Source organism: Streptomyces radicis (assembly GCF_003626575.1).
GTDB lineage: Bacteria > Actinomycetota > Actinomycetes > Streptomycetales > Streptomycetaceae > Streptomyces > Streptomyces radicis.
This window is the reverse complement of sequence record NZ_RBDY01000024.1, coordinates 1-13,552: the sequence shown is the minus strand read 5'-3', so window position 1 is coordinate 13,552 and position 13,552 is coordinate 1. Positions and strand designations below refer to the sequence as shown.

The 13,552-nt window shown below is 69.2% G+C and carries 13 protein-coding genes, 1 tRNA gene and 1 pseudogene; 4 read left to right on the top strand and 11 right to left on the bottom strand.

Features of this window, described 5'->3' with window-relative positions; all coding sequences use genetic code 11:
* From D7318_RS24170 to D7318_RS24160, 3 genes are all read right to left on the bottom strand, one after another.
* The gene (locus D7318_RS24170) at positions 1–648 is read right to left on the bottom strand and encodes a DedA family protein (protein WP_120699307.1); all 648 of its coding nucleotides are present in this window, start codon (positions 646–648) and stop codon (positions 1–3) included.
* Positions 649–730: 82 nt separating this feature from the next.
* Positions 731–1,858, bottom strand: coding sequence for a magnesium/cobalt transporter CorA (gene corA, locus D7318_RS24165; RefSeq protein WP_230424021.1), 1,128 nt, complete (start codon positions 1,856–1,858; stop codon positions 731–733).
* A 26-nt stretch (positions 1,859–1,884) separates the two neighbouring features.
* Positions 1,885–2,373 carry a YajQ family cyclic di-GMP-binding protein gene (locus D7318_RS24160; protein WP_120699306.1) on the bottom strand — a complete coding sequence of 163 codons (489 nt, stop codon included), beginning with the start codon at positions 2,371–2,373 and terminating at the stop codon, positions 1,885–1,887.
* 135 nt (positions 2,374–2,508) lie between these two features.
* Between D7318_RS24160 and D7318_RS24155 the strand changes: the two genes are divergently transcribed.
* A tRNA-Tyr gene (locus tag D7318_RS24155) sits at positions 2,509–2,590 on the top strand.
* A gap of 171 nt (positions 2,591–2,761) precedes the next feature.
* On the opposite strand, the gene D7318_RS24150 is transcribed toward D7318_RS24155, so the two are convergent.
* The 3 genes and pseudogenes from D7318_RS24150 to D7318_RS24145 all read right to left on the bottom strand — a co-directional run bounded on the left by D7318_RS24150 (position 2,762) and on the right by D7318_RS24145 (position 5,359).
* Entirely contained in the window at positions 2,762–4,132 is a 1,371-nt protein-coding gene (locus tag D7318_RS24150; protein ID WP_120699305.1) for a tyrosine-type recombinase/integrase, read from the bottom strand.
* Positions 4,133–4,193: 61 nt separating this feature from the next.
* A pseudogene (locus D7318_RS34995) lies at positions 4,194–4,310 on the bottom strand (helix-turn-helix transcriptional regulator); the annotation flags it as partial.
* 305 nt (positions 4,311–4,615) lie between these two features.
* Entirely contained in the window at positions 4,616–5,359 is a 744-nt protein-coding gene (locus D7318_RS24145; RefSeq protein WP_120699304.1) for an SDR family NAD(P)-dependent oxidoreductase, read from the bottom strand.
* Positions 5,360–5,544: 185 nt separating this feature from the next.
* On the opposite strand from D7318_RS24145, the gene D7318_RS24140 reads away from it, so the two are divergent.
* Complete coding sequence (locus tag D7318_RS24140; RefSeq protein WP_220729785.1) at positions 5,545–6,420, top strand: IS110 family transposase; 876 nt, start codon at positions 5,545–5,547, stop codon at positions 6,418–6,420.
* A 46-nt stretch (positions 6,421–6,466) separates the two neighbouring features.
* Here the strand turns inward: D7318_RS24140 and D7318_RS24135 are convergent, their stop codons facing one another.
* From D7318_RS24135 to D7318_RS24115, 4 genes are all read right to left on the bottom strand, one after another.
* Positions 6,467–7,615, bottom strand: a complete 1,149-nt coding sequence (locus D7318_RS24135) for an MAB_1171c family putative transporter (protein ID WP_230424020.1) — start codon at positions 7,613–7,615, stop codon at positions 6,467–6,469.
* Positions 7,602–8,141, bottom strand: a complete 540-nt coding sequence (locus tag D7318_RS24130; protein ID WP_120699302.1) for a regulator component — start codon at positions 8,139–8,141, stop codon at positions 7,602–7,604. Before D7318_RS24130 ends, D7318_RS24135 begins: the two co-directional genes overlap by 14 nt.
* An 85-nt stretch (positions 8,142–8,226) precedes the next feature.
* Positions 8,227–8,700, bottom strand: coding sequence for a hypothetical protein (locus D7318_RS24125; RefSeq protein WP_120699301.1), 474 nt, complete (start codon positions 8,698–8,700; stop codon positions 8,227–8,229).
* A gap of 659 nt (positions 8,701–9,359) precedes the next feature.
* Positions 9,360–10,772, bottom strand: a complete 1,413-nt coding sequence (locus D7318_RS24115) for a helix-turn-helix domain-containing protein (protein ID WP_120699299.1) — start codon at positions 10,770–10,772, stop codon at positions 9,360–9,362.
* A 379-nt stretch (positions 10,773–11,151) separates the two neighbouring features.
* Between D7318_RS24115 and D7318_RS24110 the strand changes: the two genes are divergently transcribed.
* Positions 11,152–12,147, top strand: coding sequence for a phosphoenolpyruvate carboxykinase (ATP) (locus D7318_RS24110; protein ID WP_147447439.1), 996 nt, complete (start codon positions 11,152–11,154; stop codon positions 12,145–12,147).
* Between the two features lie 149 nt (positions 12,148–12,296).
* On the top strand, positions 12,297–12,443 hold the full coding sequence (locus D7318_RS32975; protein ID WP_183091581.1) for a hypothetical protein: 147 nt from the start codon (positions 12,297–12,299) through the stop codon (positions 12,441–12,443).
* A 253-nt stretch (positions 12,444–12,696) separates the two neighbouring features.
* Here the strand turns inward: D7318_RS32975 and D7318_RS32460 are convergent, their stop codons facing one another.
* Positions 12,697–13,206, bottom strand: a complete 510-nt coding sequence (locus tag D7318_RS32460) for a hypothetical protein (RefSeq protein ID WP_147437798.1) — start codon at positions 13,204–13,206, stop codon at positions 12,697–12,699.
* Between the last annotated feature and the right edge of the window lie 346 nt (positions 13,207–13,552).

The following is a 13,552-nucleotide window of genomic DNA, read 5'->3' as shown; positions in this document are numbered from 1 at the left end:
CTAGTCGGCGGCGGGCGCGGTGCCCTTCCGCTTCCGTGAGCGTCGCGCGCGCAGTATCCGGAAGCCCTCGTGCAAGACCGCGATGGTCAGCGCCAGGCCAAGGCCGACCGCGACCCCCAGCAGGGGGTTGTCCTCGAAGGCCGTGCCGCCGATGTAGCCGATGCCCGCCGAGTAGACGGCCCAGCTGAGCGCGGCGATCGCGTCGTACCGCGAGAAGTACTTGAGGGGGTACTTCGTGGCCCCCGTCGTCAGGGTCGCCGCCGTGCGGCCACCCGGAATGTACCGGGCGATGATCAGCACCACACCGCCCCGCTTCTTGAGCATCTCGCCCACCTGGTCATAGGCGCGTTGGGTGCGACTGCCCTGCTTCAGGCGGGAATAGATGCGTGTGCCGGATTTCCTGCCTATGTAGTACGAAATGTGATCGCCGGTGAAGGCGCCCAGGGCCGCCACGGCGATGATGAGAAAGAGGTTGGGATTGCCGTTGGGACCGCCGTCCGCCGCGGCGAAGACCCCGAGGGTGACCACCAAGGTCTCACTGGGCACCACGGGAAAGAACCCGTCCAGCTTCGCGACGGCGAAGAGCGCCACATACACCCACGGCGTGGCGACAAAGCCTTCGATCGCCTCGATGATCGCGTTATCCACGAAGCCAAGCCTAGGCAATTACCCTGAGCAGGCGGACCTGCCCTTCGGCAACGGACCGTCTTACTTTCGTCATCTTGTTGTCTCAGAGCCAACCGTTTCTGCGGAACCCCCGGTACAGCAGGGAGCAGGCGGTCAGGATCACGCCGATCACCAGCGGGTAGCCGAACCGCCAGTGCAGCTCGGGCATGTACTGGAAGTTCATCCCGTACACCCCGCACACCATGGTCGGCACGGCGATGATGGCGGCCCACGCGGTGATCTTCCGCATGTCCTCGTTCTGCGCCACCGTCACCTGCGCGAGATTGGCCTGAAGAATCGAGTCGATGAGGAAGTCGTAGCCCGACACCTGGTCGGACACCCGGGTCAGGTGGTCGGAGACGTCCCGGAAATACCGCCTGATGTCCTGGTCGACCATCGGCAGCCCGGCCTCGGTCAGCTGCTGCAACGGCCGGTCGAGCGGCGCCACCGCCCGCTTCAGCTCGAGCAGCTCCCGCTTGAGCTGATAGATCTGCCCCGGGTCGGCCCGCCGCCCCCGGGTGTCCGCGAAGACCGACGCCTCCACCTCGTCGATGTCGTCGCGCACTGCGCCCGCGACGTCGAGGTAGTGGTCCACCACCTGGTCGGCGATCGCGTGGAGCACGGCCGAAGGCCCCTTGGCCAGGTGCTCGGGGTGCGCCTCGAGCTGCTCGCGCAGCGGCCCGAGCGACCCGTGCCCGCCGTGCCGCACGGTCACCACGAAGTCCTTGCCGACGAACACCATGACCTCGCCGGTGTCCACCACCTCGCTGGTCGAGGTCAGCCGGTCGTGCTCGACGTATCTGACCGTCTTGAGCACCATGAACAGCGTCTCGTCATACAGCTCGAGCTTCGGCCGTTGATGCGCGTGGACGGCGTCCTCCACCGCGAGCGGGTGCAGCCCGAACAGCTCGGCCACCCCCGAGAACTCCTCCTCGCCCGGCTCGTGCAGCCCGACCCACACGAAGCCGCCCGGCCGCTTGCGCACATGGGCGATGGCCTCGTCGGGCCCTATCGCGGCGTGCTGGCGCACCCCGTCCCGGTAGATCGCGCAGTTGACGACGGCGTTGCCCAACGGGGAACGCCCCGGGTGCGACAGATCGACCCTGCCCCCCGAAGGACCGTCACCGACGGGGCGGCCGCGCCGCTCCCCCGCCGCCTGGGCGGCCTTACGGAGATTGCGCATGACGGACACGAGGGCTCCGGATCTCGGCGGGGGCTTCAGCGGTAGTTCACGAACTGGACCGCGAAGTCGAAGTCCTTCTCCCGCACCAGCCTCTGGACCTCCTGCAACGCGTCCCTGCTCTTCGAGGTGACCCGCAGCTCGTCACCCTGCACCTGGGCCTTCACACCCTTCGGGCCCTCGTCCCTGATCAGCTTGGCGACCTTCTTGGCATCCTCGGTGGAGATGCCCTCCTTCACGGTGGAGTACAGCCGGTACTCCTTCCCCGACGCCTGCGGCTCCCCCGAATCCAACGCCTTCAGCGAGATCCCGCGCTTGACCAGCTTGGACTGGAAGATGTCGAGCACCGCCTTGGCCCGCTCCTCGGCGTTGGCCCGGATCTCGATCCGCTCGCCCGACCACGCGATCTGCGCGCCGACGCCGCGGAAGTCGTAGCGCTGGGAGATCTCCTTGGCCGCCTGGTTGAGAGCGTTGTCGACCTCCTGCCGGTCGACCTTCGAGACGATGTCGAAACTTGAGTCAGCCATGGTGTGTCAGGCTCCTCACGCGTAGCGAATCGGGCAGGGTCGGCGCACAGCCTAGCCACCCACAACGGCGATCCACCCCGCACAACCCGGTGGCGGACCACCCCCCAGCATCGGGTATCGTTTGGTCCGTTGCCAGGCGGTGTGCCCGAGTGGCCAAAGGGAGCAGACTGTAAATCTGCCGGCTCAGCCTTCCCAGGTTCGAATCCTGGCGCCGCCACCCCGGTGAAACGGCCTCTGATCTGCGAAAACGCAGCCGGGGGCCGTTCTCGTTCAATCGAACACGCCATGGGCGCAATGCGCCCTATGTCCCACTCTGTCCCACCGGATTTCGCGTGCTGACCAGCGCGTGTGGGGTATTCGTGGACAGATCTGGGGCGATGGATCAGGTTCAGACCGGGGTGCCGCTGCGCTCGGCGAGGCGGGCGGCGATCTTGGTGTTGGTGGCGTTGTCGCTGTCGTCGATGAACTTCGCGTACACCCGGAGCAGGACCGCGACGGTGTGCCCGGCCCGTTTGGCGACGGTCTGCGGATCCGCTCCGGCGGCGAGCCAGGCGGACAGGGCGGCCACCCGCAGGTCGTACACCCGCTTCGCCAGTCGCTCCGCCTCCTCCGGCGACAGTGCCTCCTTGCGGGCGCGGGCCCAGACCTGGCCGTAGCCGCTGTCGGGGAGCAGTCCGCCGCGCAGGGTGCGGAAGAGTCGGCCGTCCGGCGCGACGCCGTATGCCTCGATGTGCCAGCGGAGCATGGCCACCAGCTCGGGTGGGATGGGCACCGAGCGCACGGTCTTGCGCGAGCGCTTCTTCAGGCCCCGTCGGTCATGTGCCTGGCCGCTGTCCGTCCATGCCCTTCCGGACCGTGGCCGGGTTTCCTGGAGTCTGAGTCGGCCCCAGCCGCGGCGGGGGAGGGTGCACTGTGAAAGCTTCAGGCCGACCACCTCGGCGGGGCGGGCTCCGGCGTAGTAGACGCAGCCGAGGAACGCCACCAACCGTCGCCCGCGGCTGCCCTGTTGACCCACGGCCCGCAGCTGGGCTCTGACCTGCTCGGGGTTGGGCACGGTCGCCGGGTCCACCTCCTCTTCCACGGGCTCGGGCAGCGACCAGCTCACCCGTGGGATCGGGTTCTCGCTGAGCAGCTCCGACTCCACGGCGAAGACCACGGCGTTGTGGAAGATGGCGCGCTTGCGGCGGATGGACGAGGCGGCGGCGGTGGTGCCGTCCAGCCTTCGTTTCAGCGCGTCAAGTGCCCGGCGTGTGACCACGCGATCGGTCAGGGCGGAGGTGGGGAGCGACTTCCGCTCGAACCAGGAGAGCACGGCCCTGACGTCCTCCGGAGGCTCGGCTCCCCAGCGGTGTTTGTTGAACGCCCAGCTGTAGAGCGCTTGGCGGACCGTTCGTGGGTCGGCCATGCCTCGGGAGTCCTCGACCAGGGCCGGTGTCACGGTGGCCATCGCCTCGGCGAGAGTCCTGCGGGTCGATGCGGGGGAGTCCGGCCACTTCATCTCGATGTAGTTCCGGGCGTGCTCGTACCAGCTCACCTCCCCCTGCTTGCGGAGCTCTGAGAGTGGCAGTCCGGTCGCCTCATCGAAGGCTTCCCCGCGTTGGACGGCGACCATGAGCTGAGCCCGGCGGTTGTCGGCCAGCGTCTTCGTGCGAAATGTCGCTGAGTGGGGCGTGGTCCCAACTTTCCAGCGGACCTCCGCGGACTGTTGCTTCGTCCGCTGACGGACGCTCCAGATCTTGATGTCGAATGTGTGGGACAAAGAGATGTTCTCCCTCCGCGGTGGCGGCACCCGGAGCTACCGGAGGGCCGCTGAGATGTCGTCACACGGTTGTGTCGGCCAAGCCCTCCAGCCATTCGTCCAGGTCGGAGCGAAGGACCCGGATATGGCCGTTGGGCAGCTTGTGGAGCCGGGGCGCTTGTCCTCGGCTGCGCATGCGGGTCGCCCCCGCACCTGCGGGGATGTTCCTGGCGACGCCCCCCGCCCGTGACCAGGGGCGGGGTCGCCCCCGCACCTGCGGGGATGTTCCCCACTACAACGAGGTATGGGGAGACCGAGAGTCGTCGCCCCCGCACCTGCGGGGATGTTCCTCAGATCGGGTGGGAAGATGTCCCGCTTGACGAGTCGCCCCCGCACCCGCAGGGATGTTCCCGGGGCGCTTCATCTCCTGGAGCGGTACCGGCTGTCGCCCCCGCACCTGCGGGTGTTCGCGCCGACTCCAGGGCGGCGTTGGTGAGGTGGGCGTCAGTTCTTCGGTGTCCGTGAGCGTGCCATGCGGGCGGCGAGGCGGCGGGGGGCGTGGTGGACGGCGGTCGCGTAGAGCTTGAAGTGCCGACCGGCGACGCTGCGCGGCCTCCTCCGCCGCAGGTCCTTCATGGCCTGGTCGACGACCTGGTCGACGGACAGCCAGATCCAGTCGGGGATGGTGTCGATGTGGGGAGCGCCGGTGTGGGTGAATCCCGGGCACACCGCGAGGACGCGGACGCCACGGGGGGCGAGGTCCAGGCGCAGGGACTCGCTGAAGTGGATGAGCCACGCCTTGGCCGCGCCATACGTTCCCGCGGGGAGAAGACCGGCGACGGAGGCGACGTTGAGGATCGCGCCATGGCCGCGTGCGGTCATGCCCGGGATGGCGGCGTGGGTGAGCCGCAGGGGGGCGCGGACGAGGAGGTCGAGCATGCGCTCCTCGTCGGCGAGCGCGCCGCGCGGGTAGGGCTGGGGGAGGGCGTGGCCCGCATTGTTGACCAGGATGTCGACGACTGCGGAGCCGAGGTGCTTTTCCACCAGGTCGCATCCCTCCACGGTGGCCAGGTCCGCGCTGATCGTGTCGACATGCACGCCGTAGCGGGACTGGAGCTCGACGGCGGTGCGGTCGAGCCGTGGCTGATCGCGGGCGACGAGGACCAGGTCGTGGCCCTCGGCGGCGAAACGGCGGGCGAAACCCAGGCCGATGCCGGAGGAACCCCCGGTGATCAGAGCGGTGGTCACTGGTGGACCCTCCTTTGTGCGGGCCTCGTTGAGAGGGTCGTGGTTAGATGCCGGTGAGAGCCGGGGTGACGGCCCGCGGTGGTCGCCCGTTCAGGGCCCGCATGACACTGCCGCCCCCGGCTCTTCCGGAGCTGTCGACCGGCAACAGAGGGACGCGCCGCAGAGCGCCAGTCAGTGACCGCCCGGTGATCAGCTTCGTCACCGGCCTGTCGCTGATAGGTACGAGGAGAGCTGTGGCACTGCCGGAGAGTGGCTACTACATCGGGATCGACTGGGGCTCGGCCGAGCACGCCGTATGCGTACTCGACGGAGCCGGCCGGGCGAAGGCCGAGTTCACCATCGCCCACACCGCGGCCGGGTTCGCCGAACTGGCCCGCCGCCTGAGGAAGTTCGGCCAGGCCGAGGAGATCCCCGTAGCGATCGAGCGTCCCGACGGGCGGCTGGTGGACGTACTGCTGGAGGCCGGTCATCCGGTGGTGCCGGTGAAGTCCAACGCCATCAAGGCATGGCGTGACGCCGAGGTCCTCTCTGGCGCGAAGTCCGACCCCGGCGACGCGATGGTGATCGCCGAGTACCTCCGGCTGCGCCACCACAAGCTCAGCGCGGCCCGCCCGTTCTCCCCGCAGACCAAGACCCTGCGCACGGTGGTGCGCACCCGGGACGACGTGGTGCGGCTGCGGGTGATGGCCACCAACATGCTCAACTCGCTGCTGGACGCCTTCTGGCCCGGCGCCAAGGCCGTCTTCGCAGGCGTAGCCCCGGTCACCAAGGCGTCCGGACGCCACCGCGGCGTGTCCTACCGCTGGGCCTGCAACAAACGCCTGCGCACCGCCATGACGACCTTCGCGGGCAACAGCCGCTTCGACAGCCCATGGGCCGCCGACATCTACCGCCGCGCCCGCGACCGGGGCATGGACCATCCCCAAGCCGTCCGCGTCCTGGCCCGAGCATGGATCCGCGTAATCCACCGATGCTGGCTCAACCACCAGCCCTACAACCCCGCCAAACACGGCGGAGCTCAACGACTCACAACCCCACAACCACTCACTCAAGCGGCCTGAGGTTGACACAGGGGGTGTCATGCGGCGTCTCCTTGACTCAGGGCGACTACGGAACGGGCTCGGGGCTCGGCAGAGCGCGGGACATGACGGCCCAGTGGCGGGCCACCGCCAGGAGCAACGCCGCATCGGCCCCGCCCAGGCCCGGCAACGAGCGAGGCTCGCCAGCGGCTTCCCCGGCGAGCTTCGCGCGCCACGCCTGCCCCAGCGCACCGGCCAGGGCCGCGGCTGCCACATCCCCGGCCGGAACGCCGAGCTCCCGAGCACGTTCCGCGGCACGGTCATAAGCGTCCGGAGCAAGATGCGCTTGCAGTGGGAGAACGGCGTCATAGATCTCGATCGTCTGCCGATGCCCCTGCAACGCGAGAGACCCGCGCAACCCGAGCAGCTGACGCAGCCGCGTGGGTCGTGGCGGGGCCAGCACGACCGTGGGAACGGCCGCGGACAGGTCCCGCCACAGGGGCCACAAGGCCCAGACGAGACGGGCCTGTTGAACGATCCGAGCGGCCCCGGTCGCGGTCGGTACCAGCAGGGTGAGAGCCCGGCAGGCGCCATGCACGTTGATGATCACCGCCAACCACGGCAGCGCGTCCGGGATGCGGACGTAGAGGTGGATGAGATGACCGGCCCAGTAGGCGAGCGCCAGCACGCTGCCCAGCGCGAACAGCCGCAGCGACCAGGCCAGATCGCGATCGCAGGTCCGAGCCCCGTACCGCACGCACAGGACCACGACCACCGCGTCGGCGATCAGGTGGGTGACGCAGACGACCAACCAGTAAGCCGTGGAAGGCTCCGGGGGACCACCGGTCGGGGGAATCAAGGGCCCTGAGTAGTCGCCCCGAGCCAGGTCCATGACCAGCAGCAGCACCACGGCGGCGGACAACGCGGAGGCGATGACCAGGCGCGCCCGACGCGGATGAGCCGAATCGACGACGAACAGCAGCATGAGCCCCGCGGCCAGAACCCCGACGACGTTGCGGGACAACGTAACCGCACCGGAATCGCCGGTGACGTCGACAGCCCAGTCGACGACCTCGGGTTGGAAGAGCGTCGTGGCGCTCGCCGCCGTCAGGATGGCGAACCACAAACCACGTTGATGGGACTCTTTCCACGCGGGCCGGGCGCGGACGATCAACGCCGCCCACATCACGACGACGCTCCAGCGACCGACGTGCTCGGCCCACTCAGTAACGCTCATCGCCCCGCACGCCGAACAACGCGCCCAGCCGTCCCAACGCTCCACCCCGAGGCGGCATCCGGCCGCCGCGCATGAGGCTGGCGAGCATCTCGGCCTCCTGCTCCTCCGCACTGGTGTAGCTGGTCCGCATCATCAGGCGTCTGATCAGATGAGGTTGAAGCCCGGTGAGCAGGCCCGCCAGCTCACCGCCCAAGCCTTCCCCCTCGCCGTCGATGTCGCCGAACCCGACGCGGTGGTGGGCCACCAACATGTGGGCGATCTCGTGCAGGATGATGTGCTCCCGGTGCAAGGGGGCAGTCCGGGCCTCGTAGAAGACGAAGTCCGCGTCATCGGTCCCCACCCACAGACCGCATGCCCCCGCATGGGCCACCTGCTGCGGCAACTCCTTCAAGACCAATGGCCGATCCCGCAGGGCCTCCATCCAACGAACAGTCGAATCAAGGGAATACGGCTGAGGGACGCCCAGGTCGTAGAGGATGTTCTGGCAGCGAGCTCGCAAGTGCGCGTATTCGGCTGCTGTCGTCATCCGCCGCTCCGGATCTTCCCCGCGCAGAGGGCATCGGTGGAAAGCCTCACCACTCACGTCACCCCTTCTCTTGCTTCACCCAGCGCTACGCCCGTGTCGACCTGCCCGGCTCCTCATGGGACTTCGAGGACTGGTCATCGTGGGTCGGCGCGTCCGACATGGCGTTCACCACCGCGAGAATCGCCTCCAGATGCGTGTCCGAGAGGCCGTCGGCCCGGGCGGCGAGAGTGCGCACCTTGCCGTTCCCGAGCGCGACGGCGAACTCCATCTGGCGCCGCACCTTCTCGGAAACCTCGGGATCCGTGAAGTAGTCCCGGGTGACACCGAAGAACTCGGCGAGCGTATGCAGATGCTCCCCCGTGACATTCTGCTTCCGCCCGGTCGCCAGCTCCCACAGGTAGGTGCTGGAGAAGGAACGGCCGGTTGCTTGTTCGATCTCTTTGGTCATCTCCTTGTAGCCGGGCCGCCGCCTGTTCCGGTAGTACGCAGAGATGATGGTTTCCAGGCGCTGGGCCAGTGGCGAAGACTCCGGGTCGGTGTCGTGAATATCGCTGACCACGTTCCCGCTCCCTGGTAGACACAACCGCTGACGGCGCCTCGTCATCGCGGACGAGATACCCGCATACCCTTATACAGTCGTCCGCCGGAATCGGCAACGAAATGCCACCTCGACACCCAGTGCGATTTCGAGATGCCGCAGGTCCACACATGAGGACCGGTCGATTTCCGACGGCACCGATCGTTCCTCGCTCTCGACTCGCAGCGGACAGATTGACAGCCTTCCATCCGCTGACTAAGTTTCACGCCACTATGCGATCACCGTCCGTAGCCGACGTGATGTCGAGTCTGTGAAGACCCTCCGCGGCGGAGAACACATTGGAGAACAGGCGTAGTTCGCCACGCAATTCAGGCGATCACGTGAGGGACATGATGGCCGGAGAAGCAAACCAGACCTCAGCGCTATGGCTCGAGACACACAAGGGCACACGAGTCATGATTCCGTTGTCCACCAACGACGACACGATCACGTTCGTCGGATCCTCCGCGTCCGCTGCTCCGAGAGAAGGGCCGGAGGAAGCGGATCAGAGGACTCTCGCCGCCGCTCGCTGGCTGATGCCGAGCCTGCCTTCAGCGCTCGTCGCGGAGGTACTCGGGCTGAGTCATGGCGACGGGTGACCGACCAGCACAGCACCCCGCCGCGAGGGACGGGGCGTCCGGTCAGTCGGCCGCCAGCGCCCCGGTGCGAAGGGCGAAGGAGCGCAGGCCTGGGATGCTTCGCGGTCCGTAGAGGAGGTCGAGGGTGAGGCCGCGCAGGGCGGGACGGCGCAGTTCCTCGGGGGCGGTGCGCTCGATCGTCTGGAGGGCGGCGAACGCCCGTGTGCCGTCGCCGAGTTGGTGCCACATACGGGCGGTGTCGGTGGCGAAACGGGCCACCCGCTCGGTGGTCGGCAGTCGTCCGGAGACCACGCGCCGGACGTACGGGACCCCCTCGTCGGGGGAGCCCAAGGCGTTGTAGGTGCTGATCCGGTACATGGCACACTCCGCCGGGCTGGCCGCGATCGTGAACAGCCCCCCGCGCGCGGGCCCGTCCGGGAGGCGTTCCGCGATCTCCTCGGCCTCGGCGAGCAGGTCGAGCGCGGTGCCGCGCGTCTGTCCGGAGGCCGCGGTATACGCGGCGGTGAGCAGGAGGCAGACGCGAGCGGCGCGCGCCTCGGCCTTGGTCGCGTCGCTTCCGTTCGTCGGCTCGAGCGAGGCGGAGGTGCGCGCGAGGAAGTCGACGGCGGAACGGCTGCGGCCCGCCCGGCGCATCGTGATGGCCAGCACCCGGGCCGCCTCGCCGACCGGCCGCGGATCACCGCTCGCACGAGCCGCCGTCAAGGCACGGTCGGCGGTGGCCCAGGCCGCTTCCGAGTGCTGCTTGACGGCCAGCTCGGTGGCCAGCACATAGGAGCGGGCGACCACGGCCTGGGCACGCTCGCGTGCTCGCCCCGTGGTCGCGTCGCGGGTCGCCTCGGCGGTGGCGATGAGGCCGGGCAGGGCAGTGCCGAGCGCGGAGTACCTCGCGTCCACGAAGTCCTGGCGGGCGCCGGAGAGCGAGGCATGGAGGTCGGCCAGGCGGGCGGGAGGCACGTCGAGCGGCTCGAACAGGGCCCGTTCCATGGCCGCGGCGGGATCGCCCGTCCCCGGGTCGGCGGCGGCCGAGGCACCGGCGCCCACGGTCAGACCGGCCCCGAGTCCCAGCGCTCCGGCCATCAGGTCGCGACGTCGCACATCGTCCTCCCGGTCGGCTGCCGCCAGCGTAGCCGCCGAGCCCGCTCGATCGGCGTCACGCGGCGGCGGAGTGGCGGACGGCGGCCCGCCGAGCCCGAGACGGGACAGCGGAATGCCGAGGCCGACGGCGACGCGCGTGAGAACGTCGATGCTGGTGACCGCCCTGATGCCGCGCTCGATCTCGCTCACATCGGACTGCGCCAGCCCGACACGTGCGCCGACGGCCGTCTGGCTGGCGCCGGTGTAACGGCGGAAGTGCCGGAACAGCATGCCCACATCCCGCTCGGCCAATGCCCTCCGCACCGCCTCGCGCTCCCACAGATCGCGGGGAATGACCAGCTGCTCCGGATGATTGCGCACGGCGGCTCCCTCGGCCCGGCGTCACGACACCACCACCGTAGAAGCGGCTCCGGCGCACCCGCACCACCGCCCGCGCGCCCCGGTCGCACGACGGTTGACGACAGGGCCGTCCTATAGGGCGCTGGGATGGGTTCGCGCGCCGCGCCGCCGCACGCTGGCAGGTACCGATCGGGCGGTGGACCGCCGTCGGTCCTGAACGTGGGAGGGAAGGGGCGCGAGCGTGCGGAGATGTGACGCGCGGGGGCTTCTGCTGTCGGCGAGCGCGAGTTCGTCGGTGCTGGTGCGGTCGGCGGAGACCTCGGTACTGGAGTGGATCAGACGCTACGTCGGGCCGTGGTGGGCGGCCGTTGAGGAACCGACGGAGGGAGGGACGGGGCCGGTGGTGACCGCCGCACTCGGCGACATCGGCAACGTCACCGCCGGGGGCACGACGACTGGTTGGGCGGAGGCGGGCTACCCCCGGACGCCGACGCGATACCGACGGAACGCCGACGGCACGGTGGTCGCCGTCGCGCCCCGCGACAGGGTCACCTACCGTTGGCGACCCGCCGCGCAGCGGATGGACGTACGGAGCGAGCACGGCCCGGCGCTCGCACGCGCGACAGCGCGCGTAACCCGTGAGATGGTGCGCGCCCAGCTCGTGACGAGTGGCTGGGTGCTCCTGCACGCCTCGGCCGCCGTTCTGGACGGGGAGCGGGCGGTGCTCGCGCTCGGCGGGCGTGGCGCCGGGAAGTCGACGGTGGCGTTGACCCTCGCCTCGCGGGGCGCCCAACTGCTCGGAAACGACCGGGTGTTCGCACGGGCCACGGAGGATGGCGGCGTCGAGCTTGCACCCTGGCCTTCGGGGGCGGCCGTCGGGCTTGGACTGATGCGCGCTTTGGGCTGGGCCGATGTGGCCCGGCGCCGTTGGGCGGCCGGTGCCGAGCCGCATCCCTCGCAGGATCCGCGGGTGACCGCCGCTCTGCTCACCGGGCGGAGTGAGCCGCCGCGTGTCGGCGAGCGAGAGTTGAAGGCGCATGTGCGCCCGGAGGACTTCACCGGCTGGTTCGGGCTGCGCGGTGCCTCGTCGGGCCGTGTCGCGGTGACGCTGTTCCCCCTCGTCCGCCCCGGTGCCGAGCCGCAAGTCGACGACGGGCGCGCGACGGCCCTGACCGACGCGGACTTCATGAGCGGCGCGGTGGAGGACTCCTACCCGGACATCTTCGGCCTGACGGGCGGCGCGAACGCCGGGACCGCCCTGGCTCGCGCCAAGGTCGCCGCGCGCCTGGGTGCGCTACCCACCCGGGCGATCGCCCTGGGCCACGACCACCGGGCGAACGTCGCCTTCCTCGAAGACATCACCACCCACCCGGACGCCGAGGCGGTGGTGCACTGATGCCCGCCGAAGAACGCCGCCTGCTCGCGCTCCACAGCGCCGGACGGCTCCAGCTGGCTGCGGTAGTAACTCACGTTCATTTTCGAATCCTTCGGACCACACAGTACCGGGCCGGGATCAGAGGCGTCCACCACTCGGGGGGAGGAGCCGTGATCAGCATCGCCTTGAATGCGCTCCGCTGGCTTGGCCTCACCCCGGAGGAGATCAACACCGTCGCTCGAGACCGCGCGGAGCGGCGCAGGAAGGGGCAAGCGCGAGCGATCTTGGACAAGTACGAGAAGATCTACGACATCTGATTCACCGGTGCTGACGGGGAAAGGGCCGTTCTTGAGTTAGCTCGGGAGCGGTTGACGAGATCCCGCCGATCTTCATGATCGGTCGGGATCTTTGTCGTTTCCGGGGCTTGTTCGAGGTGGTGTCCGAACGGGAATCGGGTCTGACGCGGTTGCTCGGCGGCCGGTGGCCCGGTGGCGGAGGTGGTTGCGGGTGCGGCAGCCCTGCTGGAGCCGCTTCCAGGCGTGCCGTGGCTGCCTTGGTGGTGCGGGGGCGTCAGGTGCTGGCGCTGCTTTCCGCCCACTGGGGTGGGGAGAGCCCGTTCGGATTCACGGGTGGCGGCACGTGTCCGGGCAGTTCGGCGGTGTCGTCCGGTTCGGCGGTGGCCGTCTGGCCGGTGGTGTTCTGCCAGGCCGACAGGATGTCCAGGTTGATGGTGCAGATCATCAGGGCCAGGAGGATGGTCTGGGCGACGCGGCCGTGAGCGAGCCTTTTCCCGGGGTCGGCGATGTCGATGCTGTGGCCCTTGGCTCTCCCGTTCAAGCCTTCGGTGTTCGCTCGGACGGGCCGGTAGGCGTCGGTCCAGGACGGGTGGAGGTAGTGCCGGTCCTGGCGGTATTTGTCGAGCTTACCGAGATCGCCGGGGTGGATGGTGATCGTGGGCCGCTGGCAGACTCGGGGCAGTTCTTCCTTGGGCTTTGGCCGCAGGCGTTCGGCCTGCGGGATGGGGATGGTGGGCTTTGCCGCGCTGGTAGCGGCGGTGGCTCGTGGGCTGGTGAGGTCCACGACCGTGGGCCGGGGTGCGGGGGTGTGGTGGACGTGGTTGAAGCGGGGGCAGGTCACCGAGGGCGAGGTGCCGGCGGCGGGGCACTGCAGCCGGATCGCGCCTTGTCGCCGACCTGCTCGCAGGCCGGTCCTGGCCCGACATCGCCACCATCGCCCGCCTCGCCGCGTTCACCGGGACGCCGCTGTGGCCGACCGGCTCCGCGATTGACCGGAAAAGGGAACACTGAGGTTTTCTCAGCGGTGGTTATTTCCATGCGTTGTTGAGTGCCAGAGCTGCTTGTGTGATGGCGCCGATGCGGGTGGGGCTGATCGTGACGTGCTGGAGGGTTCGCCAGCGTTGTTTGAG